General features: G+C 65.1%; 21 protein-coding genes. 12 read left to right on the forward strand and 9 right to left on the reverse strand.

Translation table 11 applies throughout. The annotated features are described in order from the left end of the window. The first annotated feature begins 300 nt into the window (after positions 1-300). Positions 301-1344, forward strand: coding sequence for a glycosyltransferase (locus ACQCSZ_RS01530; RefSeq protein WP_427006391.1), 1044 nt, complete (start codon positions 301-303; stop codon positions 1342-1344). A gap of 110 nt (positions 1345-1454) precedes the next feature. Here the strand turns inward: ACQCSZ_RS01530 and ACQCSZ_RS01535 are convergent, their stop codons facing one another. The 4 genes from ACQCSZ_RS01535 to ACQCSZ_RS01550 all read right to left on the reverse strand — a co-directional run bounded on the left by ACQCSZ_RS01535 (position 1455) and on the right by ACQCSZ_RS01550 (position 3680). Beyond that, positions 1455-1697 carry a hypothetical protein gene (locus ACQCSZ_RS01535; protein WP_427006392.1) on the reverse strand — a complete coding sequence of 81 codons (243 nt, stop codon included), beginning with the start codon at positions 1695-1697 and terminating at the stop codon, positions 1455-1457. A 128-nt stretch (positions 1698-1825) separates the two neighbouring features. Continuing rightward, complete coding sequence (locus ACQCSZ_RS01540) at positions 1826-2689, reverse strand: putative transposase (RefSeq protein ID WP_427006393.1); 864 nt, start codon at positions 2687-2689, stop codon at positions 1826-1828. A 24-nt stretch (positions 2690-2713) separates the two neighbouring features. After that, on the reverse strand, positions 2714-3430 hold the full coding sequence (locus ACQCSZ_RS01545) for a putative transposase (protein ID WP_427006394.1): 717 nt from the start codon (positions 3428-3430) through the stop codon (positions 2714-2716). After that, complete coding sequence (locus ACQCSZ_RS01550) at positions 3318-3680, reverse strand: putative transposase (protein WP_427006395.1); 363 nt, start codon at positions 3678-3680, stop codon at positions 3318-3320. Before ACQCSZ_RS01550 ends, ACQCSZ_RS01545 begins: the two co-directional genes overlap by 113 nt. 635 nt (positions 3681-4315) lie before the next feature. Between ACQCSZ_RS01550 and ACQCSZ_RS01555 the strand changes: the two genes are divergently transcribed. Further along, a complete protein-coding gene (locus tag ACQCSZ_RS01555) occupies positions 4316-6970 on the forward strand; it encodes a DUF7402 domain-containing protein (protein WP_427006396.1) in 2655 nt (884 codons plus the stop codon). Between the two features lie 429 nt (positions 6971-7399). Here the strand turns inward: ACQCSZ_RS01555 and ACQCSZ_RS01560 are convergent, their stop codons facing one another. Beyond that, a complete protein-coding gene (locus ACQCSZ_RS01560; RefSeq protein WP_427006397.1) occupies positions 7400-7594 on the reverse strand; it encodes a hypothetical protein in 195 nt (64 codons plus the stop codon). A 364-nt stretch (positions 7595-7958) separates the two neighbouring features. On the opposite strand from ACQCSZ_RS01560, the gene ACQCSZ_RS01565 reads away from it, so the two are divergent. Next, on the forward strand, positions 7959-10127 hold the full coding sequence (locus ACQCSZ_RS01565) for an acyltransferase family protein (RefSeq protein WP_427006398.1): 2169 nt from the start codon (positions 7959-7961) through the stop codon (positions 10125-10127). 45 nt (positions 10128-10172) lie between these two features. Here the strand turns inward: ACQCSZ_RS01565 and ACQCSZ_RS01570 are convergent, their stop codons facing one another. From ACQCSZ_RS01570 to ACQCSZ_RS01585, 4 genes are all read right to left on the reverse strand, one after another. Next, entirely contained in the window at positions 10173-10709 is a 537-nt protein-coding gene (locus tag ACQCSZ_RS01570) for a hypothetical protein (protein WP_427006399.1), read from the reverse strand. Beyond that, the gene (locus tag ACQCSZ_RS01575) at positions 10691-11047 is read right to left on the reverse strand and encodes a hypothetical protein (RefSeq protein ID WP_427006400.1); all 357 of its coding nucleotides are present in this window, start codon (positions 11045-11047) and stop codon (positions 10691-10693) included. The genes ACQCSZ_RS01570 and ACQCSZ_RS01575 overlap by 19 nt, the downstream gene beginning before the upstream one ends. Before the next feature lie 178 nt (positions 11048-11225). Then, complete coding sequence (locus ACQCSZ_RS01580; RefSeq protein ID WP_427006401.1) at positions 11226-12977, reverse strand: reverse transcriptase domain-containing protein; 1752 nt, start codon at positions 12975-12977, stop codon at positions 11226-11228. A 345-nt stretch (positions 12978-13322) separates the two neighbouring features. Then, on the reverse strand, positions 13323-14114 hold the full coding sequence (locus tag ACQCSZ_RS01585) for a hypothetical protein (RefSeq protein ID WP_427006402.1): 792 nt from the start codon (positions 14112-14114) through the stop codon (positions 13323-13325). Between the two features lie 93 nt (positions 14115-14207). Between ACQCSZ_RS01585 and ACQCSZ_RS01590 the strand changes: the two genes are divergently transcribed. The 9 genes from ACQCSZ_RS01590 (at position 14208) to ACQCSZ_RS01630 (ending at position 24531) form a co-directional block, all read left to right on the forward strand. After that, positions 14208-15317, forward strand: a complete 1110-nt coding sequence (locus ACQCSZ_RS01590) for an acyltransferase family protein (RefSeq protein ID WP_427006403.1) — start codon at positions 14208-14210, stop codon at positions 15315-15317. Positions 15318-15376: 59 nt separating this feature from the next. After that, positions 15377-18031 carry a hypothetical protein gene (locus ACQCSZ_RS01595; RefSeq protein WP_427006404.1) on the forward strand — a complete coding sequence of 885 codons (2655 nt, stop codon included), beginning with the start codon at positions 15377-15379 and terminating at the stop codon, positions 18029-18031. A gap of 141 nt (positions 18032-18172) precedes the next feature. Continuing rightward, the gene (locus tag ACQCSZ_RS01600; RefSeq protein ID WP_427006405.1) at positions 18173-18988 is read left to right on the forward strand and encodes an MBL fold metallo-hydrolase; all 816 of its coding nucleotides are present in this window, start codon (positions 18173-18175) and stop codon (positions 18986-18988) included. 99 nt (positions 18989-19087) lie between these two features. Then, complete coding sequence (locus ACQCSZ_RS01605) at positions 19088-19570, forward strand: hypothetical protein (protein ID WP_427006406.1); 483 nt, start codon at positions 19088-19090, stop codon at positions 19568-19570. Between the two features lie 91 nt (positions 19571-19661). Next, complete coding sequence (locus ACQCSZ_RS01610; protein WP_427006407.1) at positions 19662-20297, forward strand: dihydrofolate reductase family protein; 636 nt, start codon at positions 19662-19664, stop codon at positions 20295-20297. 552 nt (positions 20298-20849) lie between these two features. Further along, positions 20850-20993 (forward strand): hypothetical protein, encoded by a 144-nt coding sequence (locus ACQCSZ_RS01615; protein ID WP_427006408.1) that lies wholly within the window; start codon positions 20850-20852, stop codon positions 20991-20993. 245 nt (positions 20994-21238) lie between these two features. After that, positions 21239-22465 carry a MinD/ParA family ATP-binding protein gene (locus ACQCSZ_RS01620; protein ID WP_427006409.1) on the forward strand — a complete coding sequence of 409 codons (1227 nt, stop codon included), beginning with the start codon at positions 21239-21241 and terminating at the stop codon, positions 22463-22465. An 8-nt stretch (positions 22466-22473) separates the two neighbouring features. Next, a complete protein-coding gene (locus ACQCSZ_RS01625; protein WP_427006410.1) occupies positions 22474-23208 on the forward strand; it encodes a GAF and ANTAR domain-containing protein in 735 nt (244 codons plus the stop codon). A 108-nt stretch (positions 23209-23316) separates the two neighbouring features. Continuing rightward, the gene (locus ACQCSZ_RS01630; protein WP_427006411.1) at positions 23317-24531 is read left to right on the forward strand and encodes an MFS transporter; all 1215 of its coding nucleotides are present in this window, start codon (positions 23317-23319) and stop codon (positions 24529-24531) included. Positions 24532-25054 lie beyond the last annotated feature (523 nt).

The raw sequence follows: 25054 nt of genomic DNA on the forward strand, positions 1-25054 counted from the left end.
GTCCGCCCAGGAAGACGACGTCGAAGTATTTGGGCAGGCGCAAAACCGCTGCCGAGTGGTACAGGACGACCAGCAGAACCGCATTTGCCCGAACGAACTGTAACCCCTGAATCTCGGAAGGGCGCGAACGCGTTTCTCAGCTTGATCATGATTCCCTCAAGTAATTCCATTGCGCGGTGGCGGTCAAGGACCGGGACATAGTAGTCACCGTGAGCAGGCGTGAAAAGCGCAATGAGTCCCCAAAGTGTTTCGTGAATGGCCTCATACTACGGGCCAATAGGATCGGGATAGGATGGCGCAATGAGCGATCTGAATATCTGGCATCATGCCGCTGGCCCCACACCCGACGCAGTCAATGGAGTGGCGCAAACAGTGTGGGCGCTAGGCGCTGAGCAAGCCCGGCGAGGGCACCGAGTGGTATTCCTCGCGGACGGATCGAAGAGGCAAATCACGGACGCCGAAGCGATGGGGATCCGCCTGCTGCCGATTGAATCCGCGATGGCAGGCCCCCGACCCGATATCCTCCACCTGCACTCGGTCTTCATCCCCGTGCAGGCGAAACTTGCTATGTGGGCAAAGCGACATTCCGTTCCGTACATAGTCAGCCCCCACGGAGCGGTCGCACCCCAGACTCTTGGGCGAGGCAAGTTGAAGAAGTCAGTATACTCCGCGCTGATCGAGCGCCCCAGGTTTCGGCACGCTGCAGCCGCGACCGCAGTCTTAGACGCGGAGCTGCAGGAAATTCGAGACTTCGCGGGGGACCGGCTTCCCGCGTTCTCTGTGTCGAACGCTCTCAACCCCGCACCGACAGACATGCCGCTGATTGACTGCGAGGATGTGGTGTTCCTCGGACGCTTGGATGTAGAGCAAAAGGGCCTGGACCGGCTGGCTACGTTCGCCGAGGCGATGCCAGACTTGACCTTCGGCATCTACGGTCCGGCCCGGACGGGGACGTCGTTGCCCGCTTTTCCTTCGAACGTGACGCTGCATGAGCCTGTATGGGGGGAGCGGAAGTGGAGCGTTCTGAGGTCGGCCGCCGTTTATATGCAACTCGCACGGTGGGAAGCATTCGGTCTATCAATCTTCGAGGCTGCACTGGTGGGAACGCCTCCCGTGGTGTCACAAGAAATGCACGTTGCCCCCCTCGTTGAACATTGGGGCGGTCTCGTTATTGACGGGGATCGGCCCGCCGACGGGGTCGGCAAGCTCCGGTCGCTCGTCAGGAGTCGCATCGGGCGCACACCTTTGCCTGAGATTGCTCTCGCGGCGGCTGCGCTGGTGCACCCCGGCACCGTCGCGGACCGAGTCGACGGCGTGTACGACTTCGTTCTGCGACGGCCGTAGCCACCGTCCCCAAAAGATCGAACCGTGAGGCCCTGTCGGATGACAAGGCCTCGATTGTGCTCGGCTAACTGCTCTGATTCGCGTCGACAATTCTATTGACGTTATCTCGGTCAGCCAGCCGTGGACGTTCTATCTGGATCGCCCGGGACTCTCGTGGCTTCGGTGGTGGCGATGATCCCCAGGTCTGGCCACTTGGCAACGAGTGCGTCCGCGAGCTGCTCGTACCCTGCCCGATAGGATACATTGTTCTGCTCGTTGTGGCTGAAGTTGATGACGGCCAGGTCTGAACTGATGGAGGCGAGCTTGGGCTGCCTGGTCGCGTCGTTGGCGTAGGAAACCGTCTGCCCGGACACGCACCCGATGAGGAACAGCAAAATGGGTGCACACTGCATAGAGCCCGTCCCGCCGCTCCCGTCCGTCTAATAGTAGAAGCTGATCGTGCCGTTGGAGTTGACCTGCACAAGCCAGCCGCGATTGTTGGTCACGGTCTCGTACTTGCCGCCGAGGGTGAACTGTGCGCCGAGGGTTGGGACCATGACCTTGAAACGGGCGTCATTCTCAGAGAGTGGCGAGGTGGCAGCCGAGTGGGGACCGTGAAGAAGGAGTCCGTGCTGGAGCCTGTGGACACGAGCCGGCGCAGCCTCGCGGTCTGAGGACTCCCGACCTGGCGATTTAATGCCCGGGAGGTGGGGGTGTTGTTTTTGATGGCGAATTTGAGGGTCAGCCCGGTGCCGGGGTAGCGGGTTTCGGTGCTGGTGAGGTGTGCGCAGAGCTCGTCGATGGCCTTGGTGGCCCGCTTCGTTGGCAGGGGGTCCAGCCGGATCGTTAGGAACCCCGGGACGGTAGGACCGATGTCGCCCGGCTGGTTGAAGGCCTGGCGCATGAGCGCAGGGGTTTCGTCGGCGGCACGTTTGTAGCCGGTGTTCGTGCGGATCTCCCACGCGATGGTCATCGCGGCGTTGTATGCGGCCATGCGGATGGCGTGGGTGATGAGCTTGACCTCGGTGTCCAGGACTTGCCGGCTCGGGGCCAGGTCCCCGAGACGCACCCTGGCAGGGATTCCCGCATGGGCTGCTTCCGCCTGATCGAGGGCGGATTCGGCCTCCCATAATGGCGCCATGACCGCGTTGTGCATGGCGCTGGCGACGATGACTTCGTCGGTGTCGGCTGGCGGGGTGCGTGCGGCCATCAACGCCGCGTTCGTCTCCGCCGCCACGTCGGCATGGTGCTTCCTGGCGGCCACCACTTTTTGGTATGACTTTGCCTTGGCCGGGTTGGGAACGAGGCGGTCGGGGTCCTCATCGGTGCTGGCGTACGCGTCGGGGGAGTCCAGGTCGAAGTGCATGCGGGCGTAGCGGAACTGGTTCTCCTACCGCCATCTGGCCCCGAGACGGTAGATCGCTTCCCCGGCAGGCATGCCATGGTCGGTGGTCAGGAGGTGGATTTGCCGGGTGCCGCCGCCTGCGGCGCCCACGATGCGGCTGATCTGGCGTATGGCGAAGACTTGCCCTGTTTTCTTCGTGGTGTTCAGGGGCAGGTCCACGAGCGTTTCGGCCGCGGACCAGACCTTCGTTTCCCCGTGCGCGTCCGTGTGGGTGGCCTCGGTGAACTGGTCCTGCGGGATGTCGGTGGTGGCGCCCTTGCGCCAGGTCAGGACGTCAAAACCTTGCTCTTTCATGTGTTTGAAGAGGGCCGGGGACCAGCCTCCCAAGTCAAAACCCACCAACACACGACGGTCATCGCCGACGGGTGTGCGCAGTTCGGGCAGCAGCCGGCGCAATTCCCCGGCCAGGGACGCGCCCGGTTCTGCCATGACGACAAACACCGGGGAGCCGGCATCGGCGACCCAAGTTTCCTCGGTCGCCGGAACGGGGAACTTCAATCGGGTGGAGTAGAGCTTGCCGATCTTTTTCGTGCCCTGGTAGGCACGCACGTGCCCGTCAACGTAATGGACAGCGGCCAGGTTCCCACCGTCAATACCTGTGTCCTGCAGGTGGTGGGCGGCCAGGGCGGCCACCAGCTCGCGTTGGCCTTCCAGCCCCGGCGAGCCGGCAGATCCGCCGGCGGATGGTCTTTTCCGGTGCACGGTCCACCCCCAGGACCCGGCCCAACGCTTGCGGGTCGAAGCGGGTGGCGCCCTCGGCCCTCGTTTCCCCTGCCAGGGCCCGCAACACCGCATCGATGAGGACGGTTTCCAGCCCGTAGAAACCGTTCGGCAACGCCCCATAGGTCTCCTTCGCGCAGGACAGCGGCCCTGCGGCTTCCAAGGCAGGGAAGGCCAGGAACAACCCGACGTGCGGAACCCGGGCGGCCGGGCAAACACCGGTGCCGCGCACTCCAGCAACCCTGCCGCCGCCGCTCCCCGGACCGGCGCACCGGCTCCATCAAACCCGGTGCGATTCCGTCCGCGCAGCGAGTCTCCGGCTGCAGCCCTCCACCGAGTTTCCGGGTGCCCGCGCGGTGACTCCCTCCAGCGAGTAGCACACCGCCGTCGCGAGCGTGTTGCGGGACACATTGGCGGTAGCTTCGGGGAGTCGGCCGCAGCGTCCGACATTGGCAGGTTGGCTTCCAGCCATGCGGCCAGCGCGGCGTGTCCTTCGTCGAGAGCGATCCGGCGTCTCGGAACCACCATTAACTTGCCTCCCACCCGGCACAACGGCGGCCACCAACTGGAGGCCAGTCTCCACCCTACCGAGTAATTGTGCCTGGAGCAGGCAAGTAGCCGCCGCCCAAATACGGGTATTGCGCCGACCTAATCGGGTAGCCCGCCTCGTAGCGGGACGTGCTGAAGGGTCGGCATCCTCGATAGTAAAGGCTCGTCTACGAGCCAGCGGCAACGGGTCTCGTGGTTGTCACCAGAAGAGCAATTTCTTGATGACCAGTGAGGATGAGCCAAATGCCCTTTCCCCGGCTTCGCCGATTGTTCCGAGTCTTTCTCGCTTCCGCGGCAGTCGCCGCGCTCGCGGGGAGCATGACGACCGCCCCCAGCGCCTCCGCAGCCCCGGGGTGCACGGCGGGAACTGCGATGAACATCGTCGCCCACCAGGACGACGACCTGCTGTTCCAGAGCCCTGCGCTCCTCTCGGCGATCCGCGGAGGATTGTGCGTGCGCACCGTTTACCTCACCGCCGGCGATGCAAATGACTCCGCCGCCTATTGGACATCGCGGGAGACCGGGGTCAAGGCGGCCTACGCGCAGCTCGCCGGGGTCGCCAACACCTGGACGACGGCGGATGCTGGGGTCGCCGGCCACCCGATTCCGGTGGCCACACTCGCCGGGGCGACGAATATCTCGCTGGCGTTCATGCGGTTGCCCGATGGGTTCCCCGATGGAAGAGGCGGGTCCACCCACGATTTCCAGAGCCTCCAGAAACTGTACAGCGGCGTGATCAACACGATCACCGCCGTCAACAACTCCTCCTCGTACACCCTCTCGACGCTTCAGGGCGCCCTGCTGGCGTTGATGAACAGCTACCAGCCGAACCAGATCGCCACGCTGGACTTCGCCGGTAGCTACGGCGACGGCGACCACAGTGACCACCACACCGTCGGCTACCTCGTGCTGGCCGTGCAGCAGCAGTACAGCCTGCCTCACACGATCACCGGATTTCAGGGATACGGCATCGCCAAACGCCCGTCCAATGTGTTCAATCCCGATCTGACGACCAAGACCAATGCCTTCCTGACCTACGCCCAGTACGACTCCAGGACCTGCAACACCGCCGCCGCGTGTTCCTCCCGTTCGGAGGGCACCTGGTTCTCCCGGCAGTACACCGTCGCCCCGCCTACCCTGACGCCGGCTACCGTCGCCCCGCCTACTCTGACGCCGGCTACCGTCGCCGGCGCCACCGTCACCGGCACCAACGTCGCGGCGTCGGCGACGGTCACCGCCAGTTCCCAGAATGCCGCCGCCGGCCAGACCGCCGTGAAGGCCGTCGACGGCTTCATCGACGGCTACCCCGGCAACTCCACCCGGGAATGGGCCACCGCCGGCGGCAACGCCGGAAGCTACCTCAACCTCGACTTCCCCTCCGCCGTGACCCTGAACCGGGTCGTGCTCTACGACCGGCCCAACACCAACGACCAGATCACCGCCGGCACCCTCACCTTCTCCGACGGCACCACGGTGCCGGTGCCCTCCCTGGACAACGCAGGCCAGGCGACCACCATCAACTTCACCGAGCGCTCCACCACCAGCCTGCGACTGACCGTCACCACCGTCAGCGGCACCACCGTGAACGTCGGACTCTCCGAACTCCAGGCCTACACGACTCCGACGCCCGTCCCGATCCCGACGCCGGGTGCCGGCACTAATGTCGCGGCGTCGGCGACGGTCACCGCCAGTTCCCAGAATGCCGCCGCCGGCCAGACCGCCGTGAAGGCCGTCGACGGCTTCATCGACGGCTACCCCGGCAACTCCACCCGGGAATGGGCCACCGCCGGCGGCAACGCCGGAAGCTACCTCAACCTCGACTTCCCCTCCGCCGTGACCCTGAACCGGGTCGTGCTCTACGACCGGCCCAACACCAACGACCAGATCACCGCCGGCACCCTCACCTTCTCCGACGGCACCACGGTGCCGGTGCCCTCCCTGGACAACGCAGGCCAGGCGACCACCATCAACTTCACCGAGCGCTCCACCACCAGCCTGCGACTGACCGTCACCACCGTCAGCGGCACCACCGTGAACGTCGGACTCTCCGAACTCCAGGCCTACACGACTCCGACGCCCGTCCCGATCCCGACGCCGGGTGCCGGCACTAATGTCGCGGCGTCGGCGACGGTCACCGCCAGTTCCCAGAATGCCGCCGCCGGCCAGACCGCCGTGAAGGCCGTCGACGGCTTCATCGACGGCTACCCCGGCAACTCCACCCGGGAATGGGCCACCGCCGGCGGCAACGCCGGAAGCTACCTCAACCTCGACTTCCCCTCCGCCGTGACCCTGAACCGGGTCGTGCTCTACGACCGGCCCAACACCAACGACCAGATCACCGCCGGCACCCTCACCTTCTCCGACGGCACCACGGTGCCGGTGCCCTCCCTGGACAACGCAGGCCAGGCGACCACCATCAACTTCACCGAGCGCTCCACCACCAGCCTGCGACTGACCGTCACCACCGTCAGCGGCACCACCGTGAACGTCGGACTCTCCGAACTCCAGGCCTACACGACTCCGACGCCCGTCCCGATCCCGACGCCGGGTGCCGGCACTAATGTCGCGGCGTCGGCGACGGTCACCGCCAGTTCCCAGAATGCCGCCGCCGGCCAGACCGCCGTGAAGGCCGTCGACGGCTTCATCGACGGCTACCCCGGCAACTCCACCCGGGAATGGGCCACCGCCGGCGGCAACGCCGGAAGCTACCTCAACCTCGACTTCCCCTCCGCCGTGACCCTGAACCGGGTCGTGCTCTACGACCGGCCCAACACCAACGACCAGATCACCGCCGGCACCCTCACCTTCTCCGACGGCACCACGGTGCCGGTGCCCTCCCTGGACAACGCAGGCCAGGCGACCACCATCAACTTCACCGAGCGCTCCACCACCAGCCTGCGACTGACCGTCACCACCGTCAGCGGCACCACCGTGAACGTCGGACTCTCCGAACTCCAGGCCTACACGAATTGACGACCGCCTCCGCCGCATCCGGGCCACCCGCCACCACCGCCGGGCAGCCGCTGCTAGCCTCTCCGAAGGGTGGCGATTTGGTCCCTGGACCCGGTATGACTTTCTCGCCCTGTCATTGATGATCCGGTGCCTCTATCTTGGTGGTCAAGCAGTCGACGAGACTCACGAATATTGCTCGCGAAACGGGTCCGGCGGGTACTGCTGGGACCATGGTGGATGGGTCAGGGGTTGTCGTTGTCAGCGCAGGGAGATCACCAAACAGTCCGCGGCGGAGTAGGCGCGGGCAACGAAAAAGGACAAGGGACGGATCCTGGATGATCTGCTCGGTGTCACTGGCTGGTCGCGAGCCAATGCCAGACGCGCGCTGTTCGCCGCTGCCAGGCGCAGGACGCCGGTCCGGAAAGCGAAGCGCAAGCCCCGGCCGCGGACCTACGGATGCGACAGGCTGACGGCGCTGATCAGGGTGTGGCGGCTGGCCGGGATGCCGTCGGGCAAGTACCTCGCGGCGACCATGGACGTGCGGCTCCCGAAGGGACTGTCCGCGACGAAGGCCGGCAGCGAGGTGCGCTCGTCCAACGCGGTGCGCCAGGCCGGCCAGGAACACGAGCAGGTTTCGGGGTTCATCGAGGCCGATCTGGTCGCGCACTGCGACCCTGCGCTGGTCGGTGAGTTCGCCCGCATGCTCACTGTGCCGGGGAGGATACGGCGCCGCGCTTGTTGAAACGCTGGTCGGCCGAGCTCCTGGTGTAACCGGGGGTGTCGAGGATTCCCATTTAGCTCACCACAATCTGGGGGACGTTTGTCGCGGCGCCGTTGGCGTTGCGGGTAATGGCTGGCTGGCTGGGTGAAGGTCTTTGTGACCGGCGAACCGTAAGTGATGTTGTATGTAAGGACGGCGCCATGAGCATCTGGGCTGGTGATGGTGAGCGTTCCCGGACTTTTCGGCCCTGTAGGCTTGGGCCACCGTTAGGTCTCACATGGGGGAATCGTGGCGCAATCGACGCTGACCAAAATTAAGTCCTCGCCTGCTGTCTTGTCGCAGAAGCCGAAAAGTAAACGACGTGACATTCAAGGACTCCGAGCTATCGCCGTCCTGGTCGTCGTCTTTGACCACCTTGTACACTGGCCGTCCGGCGGCTTTGTCGGTGTTGACGTGTTCTTCGTCATTTCCGGATTCCTTATTACGGGGCTGCTGCTCCGGGAATACGACCAGACCGGCACCATCTCGTTCGCAGGGTTCTACCGGCGGCGCATCCGGCGCATCATGCCGGCTGCCATGACCGTTCTTGCCGCCACATCCGCAGCCGCCTACTGGATATTCAGTGAGGCCCGGGCGCGTGAAACCCTGGTCGACGCGGTCTGGAGCCTTCTCTTCGCAGCCAACTGGCACTTCTCCGCCGTTGGCACAGATTACTTCCAGGCGAGTGGCCCAATATCGCCGCTGCAGCATTTCTGGTCGCTTGCGGTGGAAGAACAGTTCTACCTCATCTGGCCCTGGCCGATGGTGTTCATCTTTTGGATCGGCAGCAAGTCCGCCAAATGGGACAAGGCAAGGGCGCACAGGGCTATTGGCGTCACCATGGTCGCGATCGTGGCACTTTCCTTCGCCTGGGCGCTGTATCAGTCCGCAGCCAACCCGACGTCCGCATACTTCTCGACCTTCACCCGGGCATGGGAGCTCGGGGTGGGCGCACTGGTCGCCGTGATCGCTCCGGCGTTCCACCGCATCCCGGACCGGATACGCCCCGCTATCGCATGGTTGGGTGTCGCCGGGATTATTTGGTCAGTATTCGCCATCTCGGCAGAGGCATCGTTTCCCGCCCCTTGGGCAGCCGTTCCGGTGCTGGCAACTGCGCTCGTCATCATTGCAGGAACAGGCGGGGAGCAGCGCTTTCTGGGGCTCCTTACCAACAAGGTCGCAGGCTACGTGGGCGGTATATCGTATTCGCTGTACCTCTGGCATTTCCCGGTCATCATCCTCGCCCAGGCTTTCCTGCCTGACCAGACTCCCGAGTTCTACGCGGCCGCGTTGGTCGCGATGTTGGCCCTCTCGATTGCCTCGTTCCATCTGGTGGAGGAACCGATCCGCAGGTCCGAATGGCTGCTTCCCAAAAGCAGGAAGGATCGGCGCCAGAAACCGCAGAAGGACTATCGAGCGCCTCAATACATCGGCTTGGCCGTCCTGTCCGCGGTCACTGCTGTTGTCTGTACCGCCGCACTCATGGGGGCCTCCCCGTTCCAAGCCCCCGCCACCCCAGCCGCATCGGCCTCCATGGCAGCGGCAGCCGCGCCCAGCGCAACACCGCAAACCGTGGATACGACTCCGGAAGGTGTCCTCTCAGCGCAAATTGTCGCCGCGTTGGCATCGCGGGACTTCCCGGAGTTCACGCCTGCTATCGAATCCCTGGGGACCGAAAATTGGGCAAAGCGCCCGGAGATAGCTTGCATGAACGTCAATGGAGGCAACGTCGCTAGTTGCTTGACGGGTCCGGCTGAGGCTACAAAAACGGCCGCAGTGCTGGGGGACTCTTTTGCGGTCGCCTGGCTGCCTGGAATCCGCGCTGCTTTGGAGCCGCTCGGATACAAGGTCCAGGCGTTGACCATGGGCCAGTGCCCGGCAGCAACCGTGAAGGTCACCATGGAGGGCGGCGCAGCGTTTCCCGCCTGTGAAGCACACCAACAGTGGGCCCTCGACAGTGTTCGGGCCATGCACCCGGATTTCACAATCCTGGCGTCAGCCCAAGGAAGCACTATGCGCCGGCTGGCCTCCGGCAAAACAGGGCAAGACGCCGTCGCCGAAATGGTGGCAGGCTTGGAAAAGACCGTGACGGAGGTGGCCGGGAGCACCGGGCGTGTTGCAGTGCTTGGCTCGCCCCCCACGGGCAAGAGCCTGCAGACCTGTGTGACGAAGGTTGCCAACCCGGGTAGCTGCATCAGCGAACTGACAGACGAGTGGAGGTCGCTAAGTGATGCCGAGAAGAAAGTGATTCCCGGCCCGGGGGTCACTTATGTCGACACGGTCTCTTGGTTCTGCCATAGCAATGGCTACTGCCCCGGATTCGTGGGAAAGACTCCTGTTCGCGTGGACACCGGCCATATGACGGTCGAATACTCGCAAAAATTGGCGCCTCTACTTTCCAAGGCCCTCGCCGGGTAGGCCTGCCTGGAGGATACCCCGGAGTTTTCGGATGGCCCGTCATCCCTAGATGACGGGGCTTTTGTCGCCTTGGCCAATAAGGCCCAGCCCGATCAGCTTCGCCCGGAGATCGTTGACGAGTGCCTGTGTCGTGGCGGCGTCGGTGGCCGCGGCAGGGTTTGCGGTCGGCTTGACGCCGGCCGCCGATCCAAAGAATCCGAGCGTGTCGCCGTTGGCTCCCCACTTGAGGGCCGGTCCGGTGCCGCCGGTGCCGGTGAGCTTGCCGCCGCCGGATCCGAGAGCGCGGAGGTCGGTCGAGTTATCCGAGACTGGGACAAAGATTGCCTGATAGGTGCCAGCGGTGTTCCTTGCGCGCACCGCGTTCCCGTTTTCCAGCACGAGGGAGCCGCCGCTGACGGTGTTGCTCACGTTCCAGAACACGGCCGGACGACGGTTCCCGGCGACGGAGCCCGGGAGCGTTTTGCTCAGGATCGTGTCATTGGTGAGGTTCGTGTAGAGCCCGTTCGTGTCCACGCCCAACAGGATCACCTTGGGGCTGTTCACGGCGGTCGTCTTGGTGATTTTCAGGAAGTCGTTACGCAACGACGTCGTATCGGCCCACGCTCCGTCGAGGACGAGCGAGCCCTCGAAGTCCAAGAGGATGACGGGTCCCCGGTCCCTGCGGTGTAGTTTTCCGCCTTGAGCCCATGCAGGATCACCGAGAGCGAGACGCCGCCCTTGATCCGCACGAGCGAGGTGTTGCCGTCGCCGGAGACGCCGAACACGCGGATGGTGGAATTTGCGTTGTCGGCGTTGATCCCGTAGCGACTGCTATGGATGGAGACGTTTTCAAGATGCGCTGAGGTCTGGTCCCCGAACAGGTAGATCCCGTCCTTGACACCCTGAATGAGGGTGTCGCGGATGAACGACGCCTCCCCCATGCTGCCCGGATAAATGCCGTTCGGGCCGGTGATCCGTTCCCGATGATGGTGGGGTCGGCCACGCGGCGAGGTGCCCTTGGTGGGGTCCTTTTCCGCGTGGCCTCCCTCCGAACCGGACGTGCCAGTTTCCCGGCATCCGGCTCTCCAATGGTGTTGACGTGAACGACATTCCGGTGTGTTACCGGTGGGCGAGTTCGTAACAGCTGCCGCAGACGATGATGGTTTTTCGTCGTCGTGCGGCCATGATCTGCGCCCATTGCGGTGCGGTGTCGGACCGGCCGAGGTCGGCGAGAGCCTTGACGTGGTGCACTCGCACCCCGTCGCGGCTGCCGCAAATCTCACATACACCGTTCCGGAGCCTATCGATCAACTCCTTGTGCGGGTATGCCGGTCCTGTAATCAGGCGGTCATTGATGACCGCCGTTTTCTGCCGTGCGAGTGGAAAACCGCCAAACCGTGCCACCAGTGGCTTCATGCCCTTGCGCTCGAGTGTGGCCTCGAAGCAGGTCCGCAGGCCCTGGGGTGTGGAGATTTTGGCTTTGTAGCGTGCCGCCATCTTCGATACCGAGGAGCCGTGTTTACCTGCCAGGGTTTTGAGCATGGAAGTTTCCATGACCCACCGCAGCCGGTGCATCTTGCGGATGTCACCGGCAAGCATGTAGTACTGGGCGATACCCCGATATTTGGCACCATAGTTGGCCACGATGCTGTAGTCATCGTGCCCGATCCATGCGGCCCGGCGTCCGGGTTTCCCCTTGGCCATATACGGGGCGGCAGCCGATTTGATCACCTCGTCGGGGACGCCCAGCTGGATCTCACCGTTGACCGCACGGCGGCCTTTGCGGTGATACCGCTGATTGTGCCCGACTCGAATGTCATAGCCAAGGAATCGTGCCGCGCCCGTGCGGGCGTGGGTGACCAGTGTCTTTTCAGGGGAGAGTTCAAGCCTGAGTTCCTCACGCAGGAACACCCCCAGACGCTCCTTGATGGCCTCGGCTTCGGCCTTGGGCCCGGCGAACCCGAGAAGGTGGTCATCCGCGTAACGGATATAGCGCAGACGCCGGTAGCCGGGATCTTGCGGATCCTGGCTGGGCAGGGCGTATTGACGGCGGCGAAGCTCCCGCACTGCGGAAGTCTCGCCGCGCCGCCGCGCCCTGAGGATCTGTGCTTCCACCGACCGGTAGGCGGGATTTCTTTTCCGCAACCGGCCCCGGGTGTAGTCCGGAATGAGTGTGTCCTCAACAAATTCGTCCAGCTTATGCAGGTAGATATTTGATAGCACCGGCGAGGCGATGCCGCCCTGGGGTGCGCCCGAAACCGTGGCACCCCACTTCCAGTCCTCCAAGTACCCGGCGGTCAGCATGCCGGATATGAGGGCCAGGAAGCGCCCGTCATGAATCTTTTCCGACAAGATGCCGATCAGAACTTCGTGATCGAGCGATCCAAAGCAGTCGGCAATATCTCCTTCGATGAACCACGTGGTCCCCTTCCACACATTGGCGACCTCCCGCAACGCGGTATGGCATCCCCTGTGGGGCCGGAACCCGTGGGATCGGCCGGAAAACGTCGGCTCGTAGTACGCCTCGAGGAGCAGGCGCACCACCTCGCCAACGAGTTTGTCCGACCACGTCGGCAGGCCCAAGGGGCGGGTTTTCCCATTCTTTTTGGGAATGAGAATCCGCCGTGAAGGCTTGAACCGGTAGCGTTCGTGACGCATGGCCTCAATGATGGCCCCGATCTTGCCCATAGACATGCCGTCCACCGTTTCCGCTGTGACCCCCGGGGTCATCGCCCCCTTATTGGAGTAGATCCGCCCATAGGCCAACAGATAGAACTGCGGGTTGAACAATTGTCGATATAACTCATTGCACGGCAAACCGCGTTTGCCGCGTTCACGCAAGATGCCCAGAACTGCTTCGGCGTTCTGCATTTCGCATACCTCATTTCTGCTGGTCACCTTTCACCATCTGGCCCCCTTCGCCCTGTGGACGGCTTTCCCGTCCCCCGTGGCCGGTCGTGACACCGGCGACTACTACGAGGCCTCCGTCACCATGGGGCTCGCGCCCGGTAGGTGATCCCACGTTCGTCGCTGCTATACGTATCGAGCATGATTTAGGCGCCCCACTCATCTCCTTAAATGCCCTCATTGGGCATCGCTCCTGGTCCCGAAGGTTGCCTCGGTGTTTTTCCTCCCCTTGGCAGGACCGGCACCGGCAACGGGTGTCATTTCCGGTGGATGTGAACTTTCATCTTCTGGAGATTGGGATTCAAGCAATCAAGCCTTCGCCATGTCACGCGGGTCTTCCCGGCGCACCGTCCCTAACACCTGGGCACGGTCACCGGTTTTCTGGCATGCTCTGGTCCCCATCACCTTTCGGTATCCGGGTAAGCCATCAGACCCACAAACCTCCCTTCGAGTTTGTCCCGGCTGCACCGGGGATATAGCAGCGCGCCTCGTGGCGCACCAGATCCGTTCGATGCCGCCCCAGTGCCACGAGCTGACGGCCGAGGTGCCCGCTCCGGCGTTCTTGGACTTGAGGATCGAGTCGCCGACAAATCCCGGCATTGCCTTGATCCTGCTTGCCATCATGTTCTTGCCGCCGCCGGAGGATCCCTGGCCGGAGAGTTTACAGCCATCCGGGGCGAGTATCGGAGCCGAGACGTTATAGGTTCCAGCCGGAAGGAACGCCTCGCGCTGGTGGTCCCCGGCATTGCCTTCAAGTGCGGTGAGCCACGCTTGAAGCTGGGTAGTCACGTCCGAACCGATGTCGGTGTTCTCGCCTACATAGCGTCGAGCATCGACGGCCGGTTCAAGGATATCGAGCCTGGCCGTTGGCGTACTGAATGGGCCTGCAGCGCTGGGCTGGTCAAGATAGGTGGCAGTAAGTGCCGCGAAATCGCGTCTCAGATCGAGCCTCGCAGCGGGCCACGAACGACCCGGCTGCTGCTCGGCCCTTCTGTAGACGGTGGCAGCAGCGAATGCATTGCCTGTCCATGGTTCCCCTCGGTGCGGGACCTTCACCTGAACAACTACGAGGTGTTTGGCGTGGAAGGTTCCGTAAACCACCCGAGGCGGGTCCCGGGGTACTCCATTTTTTCGGGAGCGGCCGCGTGCAATAGGCTCGTTCCTATGCAACTTGGGGTTCCCCACGCTGCGGGCGTGCAGTCAATCAAGCTTTACTCCCTGACCGGCCTGCGGTTTTTCGCCGCGCTGCTGGTGGTCATCCACCACACGTTCCGGGATCTCGTGGACGTTCCAGGCGTCTCGGACCTGGTCTGGTTGGGGACGGTGGGAGTGAGTTTCTTCTTCGCCTTGTCGGGCTTCGTCCTGACATGGTCACTCCGCCCTGCGGACACCAAGCGAGCCTTTTACCGCCGGCGTTTCGCCCGCGTCTATCCCTTACACCTCCTGACCCTGCTGCTGGCCGTCCCGTTGTTCCTGTTCGAGGGGAAGGGGCTTGACGCCGGGCAGCTGGTGTCCGCCGGCGGGCTGCTGCAGGCCTGGATCCCCGACAGCAACGTCTACTTCGGCATGAATGCCCCCAGCTGGTCACTCTCCTGCGAGGCTCTGTTCTATGCGGCCTTCCCGTTCCTGGCCGCGCGCCTGGTCAATCTGGGCCGACCTGGCCTGTGGAAGTCCATGGCGGCTGTCCTCACCTTGTCGCTGGCCATAGCGTTCACAGTAACCATGGCACTGACGCCCGGGGACGACGCCCGGTTCTGGCTGTACATCTTCCCGCCGTTCCGCATCCTGGAGTTCATCGCCGGATGCCTCCTGGCACTGTTGATCAAGTCCGGGTGGCGAAGCCCGGTGCCGCTTCCTGCCGCGGCCCTGGCCGCCGGCGCCGCCTATACGCTGCTTACGGCCGGCAACCGCGAAGGGCACCCTCTGGGCAACGGAGTGGAAGACGCCATCATCCTGCCGTTCATGCTGCTCGTGATTGCGTCCGCGGCCACGGCGAACATCTCCGGCAAGGGGTGGTTCCTCTCGCACCCGTGGGTGGTCCGGCTGGGTGAGTGGTCGTTCGCGCTCTACCTCACCCACTGGCTGCTCCTGGAGCTGGTGGTTCATCTTGACCCCGGATCCAAGGCCCGGTCCGTGACCCTCCAGATGCTCGAGGGCGGCGTCTTCGTGCTGGTGGCCGTTGCCGTGTCAGCCGCCGCCTACACCTGGTTTGAGAAGCCGCTCGAGGAACGGCTCCGGGGCCGCCGCCCCCGGCCCGAAAGGGTGGAGGCGGAACAGAAGGTGGCCGCCGCTTTGCCGCAATAAAGCCCCCGATTCGGTACTGCACGTTGACGCTGCCCTGCCAGCCGCTAGCATTCGACTAGGTGCTGGCTGACGCGGGAACCATGTACGCGATCAACTTCTTCGATGAATTCTTCGACGAACGGCAGGCTGTGACGGCCTTCGCCGACAGGGTGCCGCAAAGCGAAGCCATCGCGGCGTCGTTGGCGTTCCACGCCGAACGCGCCGGCGGCGACCTGCCGCGGCTCCGTGACCGGCGGAACGTGCTGGTGTTCTACGGCATGGGCGGCATCGGCAAAACCACATTGTCCGCCAGGCTGGAATCCTGGATCAACGGGACGCTGCGGGACCCCGGGGATTGGGGTCCGCCGCCCGTTATGGACAATCTGGTGACCGGGCGCTGGGAACTGAATAACTCGCACGGAAACCTCTCTGCCCAGCGCCTGCTGATCGCGCTGCGGGACACGATGGGAAAGTCACGCCGCAGTTGGCCGGCTTTCGATACGGCCTTTGCCGCCTATTTCAGCAGCATCAGGCCCGGTGAGCCGCTCCCTGAAATGGCCGGAAGCCGCAATCCTGTGGAAGCGGGAATTGTGGGGCTGGCCCAGGACGCCTTCCAGGACCTTAAGGACTTCGGGGCCGACCTCGACCTGGACTACACAAATCTCGTAGGCGGCTTGGGCGGCGGCCTCCTGAAAAGCGCGATGAAGGTTCTTAAGGTCGCCGCCCGCCGCCACCAGGCTTTCCAGCACGCGTCGCCGCAGCTTGCGGCCCTGCTGGAGGTGTGCTCCCGGGAGCCGTCGCCGGAAAACGAAATGCCCCACCTGGTGCCTAACATCATGTCCATGCTGACGCTGGACATGAACGCCATCCCTTCCGCGGCGCGGCCGGTACCGGTCATCTTCGTGGACCATTTCGAGAAGATCCAGACGCCGGGGCGCCGGCTCGGCGAGGAATTGCTCAACGCCTGCATCCAGGCCCTGCCGGGCGTCCTGTTTGTCGTGTCGGGACGGAACCGGATGGACTGGGATTCCCCGGGCCGCCATGACCTGCCCCGGGCCGGCAAGGCGGCCTGGCCGGGCCTGGTCCCCGGGGTGGAACAGGATCCCCGTCAACACCTGATCGGTTCCCTGTCCGACGACGACACGCGCTCGGCGGTGCTGCAGCGGGCCGCCATGGAGGAAATAGACCTCGCGCCCGAGGTTGTTGAGGCCGTCGTCGCGGCGACCAAAGGATGGCCGATCCACATGGATGCCGCGGCCACATACATCCGGAACGTGGCAGCCGAGGGCAGGCCGGTCCGTGTGGAGGATGTCCAGGGCGACCTGGCAATTGTGGTGGAGCGGCTGGTGGACGACCTGCCGGCGGACGAAACCAAGGCCCTGCAGGCGTGCTGCCTGTTGCCTTTCTTTGATGTGGCGCTGGCTGCCGCCGTCGGCAACGTGGACGAGGGCGCCGTCGTGCGTTTCACTGCCCGTGCGTTGATCCTGAAGACGGCGGGCGAGACGTATCCGTTCCGGGTCCATGACTCGGTCCGCGACGCGGTGAAAGTGGCGGGGCCCAACGCCTCAGGCGGATGGGCACAGGGTGACTGGATGGCCGCGGCGCGCCGCGGGACCGCCCACGCACAGCAGCGGTTCGAAGCAGCCAAGGCGGCAGGCGATGACCGCGGCATGGTCGGTGCTATCGGCCTGGCCGTCCGTATCTGCCACGACTATGAAATCTGGGAGGACTGGCTGGCGAAGGCCGTCCCGCACGTCCCGTCCTTCGCCATGGCGGCCGATGTCATGCCGGCGAATGCGGAGACTTGTGCCGTCGCGAATGTCCAGGACGTCCTGAGGTACATCGACGCGAAAAGCCTGGGCGCGGAGGACCGTGCGGTGGAGATCCTGCGGGAAGTGGCGGGACATGGGGGAGCCATGGCCTGGTCCGCGGGGCTTTGGGTAGCCTACAAACTCAGGGCACAGGGCAAATTCCTCGAGGCGCTTCCGGAGTTCGCCGCCCTGCGGGTCAAACACCCAGAGCGTGCGGCCCTGCTCGACAGCCAAACAGTCTCCACCCTGGTGATGGCTAGGAAGTTCCGTACGGCGCACGAACTGATCCTCACCCGGGAGCCGGCCGCAATGGCCAGAGGGCTCAGCTACATCAACCAGCAACTCGGGGACTTTTCCGAGTTCATCGCGTCGACCCCGGCGCGGATCGCGGCCGGCGCCGGAACGATGACCAGGCTGTTCACCCTCGAACTTGAGAGCCGGATGATCCGTGCCCGCTCGCTGACGCGGGACGTTGCCGAGCCGGAGGTCAAAGCAATGCTGCACCGGATGGAACAGGTGGGCTACCGGACCGGGCACCGGAACCTGCTCAACGCGCTGGGCTATTTCCATGCAGCCGATACGGAGACGGTCCACAAGATTGTGGAGCAGATGCGGGGCCTGCGAAGCAGTGAAGAACCGATGACCGTGGGCGAAGCCGAACTCCTGCTGCTGAACGCGCTCGCGACGGACGACGCGGAGGCAGCCGCGTCCGTATCCCTGGAGTATGCGGGCCAGCACCGGCCGGGTGCCGGGTGGATCCGCGCGGAGGTCCTGATGGAGGCCCTGGGCATGGACGTCAGGACTCCGGACACCGAATGGCTTGAACCCTACGAGGCTGTCCGTGACCGTTGGCTGGGACACTACAACGGCCTGATAACGCCCGGTTCCGAGGCAGGAGCCGGCCACAGCCCCGCTGGACACTGACGAGCGCAGCACCTCGGGCGATCTCTGGCGATGGCTCCCGGTTGCCCCCGGCCGCGGCACGTCTTCAGGGTCCTGCCAGCCCAGGTGGGTAGAATCGAGGCCTGAACATGGCAAGCACCAGCGCCGGAATACGGAGATTTAATGTCACGATGGCTCGAGGTCGGTCCGGACAACTACGTACTGACAACCCAGGGATCCCTGCTCAACACCGGCCTGGTGGTCGGCACCGAACGTGCCATGGTGATCGACACCGGCGGCGGTCCCCGGCAGGGACGCGAGATCCTCGATGCGGTGCGTGAGCAGACCGCGCTGCCGCTCGTCGTCGTCAACACCCACGCCCACTACGACCACTTCTTCGGCAACGCGGTCTTCGCCGACGCGGGCGTCACGGAATTCTGGGCCCACGAGAACTGCGCCGCGGAAATCGAGGGAAACGGTGACGCCCAGCGCCGGCTCGTGGGATCAGGGGAGCCGGAGATGGCCGCCGGCGACGGCGAGAACGTCGAGCTGGTGGTGCCGAACGCCATCGTGAAGGACCAGCCGGTCCTCGTGGACCTCGGCGGCCAGACGGTCACCCTGTTCTACCTGGGCCGCGGCCACACCGACGGCGACCTCCTCGTGGGGACCGGCACCACCCTGTACACGGGGGACCTCGTGGAGCAGGGCTCCTACCCGTCCTTCGAGGATTCCTACCCCGAGGAATGGGCGGACGCCCTCCGGCACCTCTCCGCCCTGCGGCACCGGTACGAATTCCTGATTCCCGGGCACGGGAAGCCGTTCGGGGACCAGCTCGTGAAGACCATGGCGAACACCATGTCCACCGCGGTGCGGCAGGCGATCCAGGCCACCCGGGAAACCCCGAACGACGCCACCAAGGCGATCCCCATCCTCCCGTACGGCCCGGAACAGTCCCGCTGGTTCATCAAGCGGCTGCAGGAGACCCGCGCCCACCACTGAGGCTGCTCCGGGCCCGGGCACGCCTGGCGGCCGCCGTCGAATGGATAACGCCGGTAGTCTCTTGCTTCTCGCCGCGGCCTTCTTCGCGATGCTCCGCGCGTGCCCGAAAGCGACATTGAGATTGAAATGCAGGTGACGGGTCCGGAACAAGGGATAGACGCTCTAGAGGACGCAGAGCGGCTGCGCCAGGAGTCTGAGGAACTGAACCGTCGAGCCGCCATTGAGTCAGGCCACGCAGTGGAGGCTTTGCACTCGGCAGGATTGACCCTTCGTGAGATTGGTTCTCTCCTGGATATTTCTCACCAACGCGCGTTCCAGCTTTTGGCAAGAGCCCAGGCAAAGGTTGTAGACGCACGAGACGCGCGCGTTGGAAGCGATGCAGCCAAGGTAGCGACCAAAGGCAGGAAGACGCTTCGTCACGGAGCTGCGGGCAAGGTTGTTTTGCGAAGTGCGACGACGGGGAAAATCATCCTAAAAGACCCTAGGAGTGCGACCAAAGAAACTGCCGGCAACGAAGGGCAAAAGGTCCCCGAAGCTAAAGCGCCAGATCGCAAAAAGGCCATGGCCTGGTCGCTTGCATGATGTTTGCCGGTTGCTTCGCAGAGGGTCGTGTGGCAGCCTCGAAGTAATCCCGTCGCCGGGGCGACGACGGGTGACCGGGACGGAGCACGGCATGGGACTCATCCACATCGATCTGTTCACCACGCTCGACGGCGTCGCGCAGGCGCCCGGCGGACCGGACGAGGATACCGACAGCGGGTTCGTGTTTGGCGGCTGGCAGGCGCCTCTCTTGGACGAGGTCGTCGGCGAGCAGGTCAACTCCGGGATGGCGGGGATGGACGCGCTGTTGCTCGGGCGCCGGACCTACGACATCTTCGCCGCGTACTGGCCGCACCAAGGGGAAGGTGTGGACGGGAGTATTGCGCGACTGTTCAATCACCTCCCGAAATACGTGGCCTCGCGCCAATCGCGGAGCCTTGAGTGGGCCAACTCCACGCTGCTTCGTCCGGATTCCGCCGTCGCCGTCCGCGAACTGCGCGACCGGCACGCGAACATCCACGTCATCGGCAGCCTCGATTTCGTGCAGACCCTGTTCGCCGAACGGCTCTTCGATCGGCTCACGCTCTGGGTGTACCCAATCCTCCTCGGCAGTGGGAAGAAGGTCTTCGCAGACGGGGTGGTTCCGACGAACCTCAGACTCATCGAGCCGGTCGTCACCTCGCCAAAGGGCGCGGTGATGCAGCGTTACGCCCTCGCCGACGGAATGCCCGGCGTAGGCGACATGTCGGCAGGAAGCCGGGAGGACTAGAAACATTGGCGAGTCACCGCCCTGTCCAGGGCTGAGCAGTAAGGCCAGTGGACGCATTCGCGCATCACACAACGCATGGATCTTCGTCGCGCCCCAAATGGTGACCCTACCTCAGCCTGGCCGTCCTGGCCGCGGCAACTGCCGGCGTCGTCGTTCTTGCCCTTGCACGCTGGTAGCCGGGCGCCCGCGATCCTTGCCGATCGCCGTCGTCCGCGAAGGCAAGGCGACCCCCGCGGAACCGCCGGCGGCTTCCTGGGCTACGTGGCCGACGCGATCGAGAATCCGGCATCCGTGCTAGCGGACATGTAGATGGAGTACATGGCCTTGTGCTAGCTGGCGTGCTCAAATCCTCTTAGCAGGGCGCGGAATCGCTCGGAAGAAGCTGCATTCTTCGTGGTGCCCGCGGTTCGGTACAGCCCTTTTCGGAAGTCCGCCACGAAGCCCTCTCCGGGGCCCGGGCACGCCTGGCGGCCGCCATCGAAGCGCGGACGCGACGAGAAATATTCGTATGACTTGCACCAATTGCCACTTTATGCCTATACGATCATCGGCATGGGGACAGACGCCAGCGGGTACTACGCCAGGAACGCAAAACGGGAGTCCCGGAGGCGGCGCCTCCAGGCGCTGGGCTACGCGGGACTCGCCGCGCTCGCGGCGGCGACGCTCGTCGTCGTCCTGCTCGCCTGGCGGGGGTGAACCGCTAATCTTCTCCGGCCGCGCCGCACCTGCTGGTCCGGCGGCTGCGCTGCCTGCCCCTAGACTTGGTCCTTGGACCTATTCATACGAGCGCCGCACCCGTCTGCGCTGTGAGTCCTAGGGGAACACATATGCCGGAACCGGTGGACACCACTTCTACTGACGCTGCCGTAGGGGCAGAGCAACCCGATCTCCGGCGCCGGCGTTACCGCCGCGGCGACGGCTCCGACGCCTGGACAGGAACCATGCCAATCATCACGCCCGACGACGTCGACACCCGCCCGCCCGGTCCGGTCCGCAGCGGCTCCTGGGCCGAGGCCGCCGCGGCCGCGGATGCTGCCGCCGACCTCACTGCCGCTGACCTCACTGCGGCTGACCTCACTGCGGCTGAGGGCGCTTCCGCTGAGGGTGCTTCGGCAGACGCGGTCCCGCCGCTTCCGCCGCGTGCCGCCACGCCCGCCGCGCCCGAAACGGCGCCCGCGGTGCCGGCCCGGCCCGGCCGTTCCACCCGCTCCGCCGGCCGTGCTGCGGCGCAGGCCGCACCGGGGGCGGACTTCAGCAGTTCGCCGGGCTTCGTCCGGGCGCAGAAGCCCCGCCCGAAAGGCGGCTTCCGCGGCGCGCTCTTCGCCATGACCGGCGGCGGGATCAACCTGGGCCCGAGCGCGCGGCAGCGCGCGGAAGACGAGCTGGCGAAGCGCATCTCCCGCCAGCTCCAGGGCAGCTACAACACCGCCATCCTGAGCCTCAAGGGCGGCATCGGCAAGACCTCCACCACCGTCGGGGTCGGGCTGACCCTGGCCGAATACCGCGGGGATCCGCCCTGCGCGATCGACGCGAACCCGGACTCCGGGGACCTCGTGGAACGCGCGCTCGGCGAGGGGCTCTACCAGCAGCAGAGCCCGCGCACCATCACGGACCTGCTCCAGAACATCGAGCAGGTCGATTCCCTCACCGAGCTGGCCCGGTACATGCACCACGCCGGCCGGCTGCACCTGATCGCCGGCGAACAGGACCCCGAGGTCTCCGACTCGCTGACGGCCGAGGAATACCTGCGGATCCGCAAACTCGTCTCCGGCTACTACTCGGTGGCCCTGACCGACTGCGGCACCGGCGTCACGCACAACGCCATGAGCGGGATCCTGCAGTCCGCGGACAACCTCATCATCGCGGCAGGCTACGCCGTCAGCGGCGCCAAGCGTGCCCGCGCCACCCTGCACTGGCTGGCCGGCCACGGCTACGAGGAGCTGGCCCGCAACGCGATCGTGGTCATCACGGACAAGGACGAGGTCTCCTCGCGGGTGGACAAGGACGCGATCGAGGACCACCTCTCCGGCATCTGCCGCCAGCTGATCGCCGTTCCCCATGACCGCGGCGTGGCCGACGGCGACCTGGTCACTCTCGACGTGCTCCGCCCGGAAACGCGGCGGGCCTACAAGGAGATCGCCGCCGCGATCGTGGACGGGTACGTCTAAGCTTAGGCATGGCCAACTATGCCGGGGATGAAGCCGCCCGCCAGCTTCACGACCTCATCATGGACACCGGGAACGTCGAGGATTTCCTTGACCGCCTCGCGGAATTCTCGGCGGCCACGCTGACCCAGTCTGTCGGGGTGGAGATCGAATGTGGTGTGACGCTCCAGCGCCGGAAGCGGACCATGACCGTAGCGGGCAGCAGCCCGAGGGCGGTGGTGCTGGACCGGATCGAACAAAGCCTCGGCGAGGGGCCGTGCCTGGAGTCGCTGCGGACCAAAACCGTGGTCCTGCTGGCCGATGTGGACACCGACCGCCGCTGGCCGGACTACCAGCGGCAGCTCGCGGCCAACGGATGCCGCAGCACCCTGGGCGTTCCCCTCGAAATCGGTGAGGATGCGGCCGCTGCGCTGAACTTTTTTGCCTCCGGAAATGGAGTTTTCACCGAGGCGGTGGTGAGGGAGGCGGCCGGGTTCGCCGACCTCGCGGGCCGCGCCCTGCGCCTGGCCGTCCGGATCGGCACCGCCCAGACCCGCGCCGAGGACCTGAAGGCCGCCATGGAGCACCGCACATCCATCGATCTTGCCTGCGGGGTCATCATGGGCCAGAACCGCTGCTCCCAGGAGGAGGCCATGTCCATCCTGACCAAGGTCTCCAGCAACCGGAACCAGAAGCTCCGGGATGTCGCCGCCGAACTCCTCCGCAACCTGCCCGGCGGGGACGTCCGCACCCACTTCGACGCCTGACGCGGCTAACGCCCGCGCCTGGTTCGCCCAACTGACTCGCAGTTGTTGCCGTTTTGAGGGCTCAGAACGGCAACAACTGCGAGTTACTTGGGCCCTAGGATGAAGGGGATGACCACCACACGCCCCGCCCCCTTCAGCCTCCGCAGCATCGCCCTCCCTGCCTTCGGGCCGGCCCTGCTGTTCGCCATCGGCGAGGGCGCGGTCCTGCCGGTGGTGGCCCTGTCCGCCCGGGAGCTTGGCGCCTCGGTACCCCTGGCCGCCCTGATCGTCACCCTGATCGGCCTCGGCTCGTGGTTCTTCAACCTGCCAGCCTCCCTCGTTACCCTGAAGTTCGGTGAGCGCTGGGCGATCGTCGGGGCCGCCGTCGCAAGCGCGCTGGCGCTGGCGGCCGCGGCGGTGGCCCCGCTGCTCCCGGCGGGACTGTGGCTGCTGGCGGCGGCGATGGTCGTCGTCGGGATGGCCGCGAGTGTCTTTGCCCTGGCCCGGCAGAAGTACCTGACCGAGGCGGTGCCGGTGGTCTTCCGGGCCCGGGCCCTGTCCACGCTCGGGGGAGTGACCAGGATCGGGATCTTCATCGGCCCCTTCATCGGCGCGGGGGTGATGCAGTTCGCCGGGATCACCGGCGCGTACTGGGTGGGGGTGGTGGCCATGGCCGCCGCCGCGGGCCTGGCCGTGACCATTCCGGACCTCGTGGCGGAACCTGCCCCGGCCGGCGGCGCACCCGTGCGGCAGGCCACGCTGCGCGGCGTCGCGGTGTCCCACGCAGGGGTGTTCCTGAGCGTGGGGATGGGCGTGCTCCTGCTCAGCGCGCTGCGGGCCTCCCGCCAGGTGGTCATCCCGCTGTGGGCCGACCACCTGGGCCTGGACGCCACGCAGGCCTCGCTCATCTACGGCATCTCCGGTGCCATCGACATGCTCGTCTTCTACCCGGCCGGCAAGCTGATGGACCGCAAGGGCAGGCAATGGGTGGCGGTGCCGTCCACGCTCATCATGGGCACGGCCCTGCTGCTGATCCCGCTCAGCACCGGGTTCGTGACCCTGATGCTGGCGGCGCTCCTGATCGGCTTCGGTAACGGCATCAGCTCCGGCCTGAACATGACGCTCGGGGCCGATTTCTCGCCGGACAACGGCCGCGGCCAGTTCCTGGGCATCTGGCGGTTCATGGCCGACGCGGGCGCCACCGGCGGTCCCGTGCTGCTCTCGGGCGTGACCGCCGCGGCCTCGCTCGGCGCCGGGGTGGGCGCCACGGGGCTACTCGGCTTTGCCGCCGCGGCCGTCTTCGGCGTCACCATTCCCCGGCTCAGGCACCGCCGGAACTACTGAGCCGGGCCGAGCGCGGCGCTGACCCGGTTTCTGGCCGGCTCTCCCGTTTTCTGGCCCAACTGGGTCGCAGTTATTGCCGGGAGTCTGTGCAGAAAGGCCAATTAAGTCGGTAACGTCCCCGTGGACGAGTACATGATTCGTGCAAACAACGGGGTGGAAAGGATCCAAGGTCGGAATCTCCCCGATAACCTAAATGCCTGGTCATGAACGAAACGACTTGAACGCCGACCCGCAGGTTCGGGACGTGGCCGTTGAGATAGATCCGGTCCGGGCGCTGAATCTCCAGGGCCACGTTGCCTTCGAGGATCTCATTGACATTAACCATCACAAGCACGGCATCCCCTCAACGAGCCTCCGATACCACCAGAATGCACCGCAGCAGACCGGGCGTCATCAGCGACAGCCAGCCAATCACCTCGGCGGTCAGAGGCGAAGCCCCACTGGAAGTCGGAGGTTGTATCCGCGAGGCTGCATTGTTGTGGAAAGCATGCAGCCCTGGATGGTACCGCGGGGATTGCTCATT

Source organism: Pseudarthrobacter sp. H2, from assembly GCF_050157045.1.
Classification (GTDB): Bacteria; Actinomycetota; Actinomycetes; order Actinomycetales; family Micrococcaceae; genus Arthrobacter.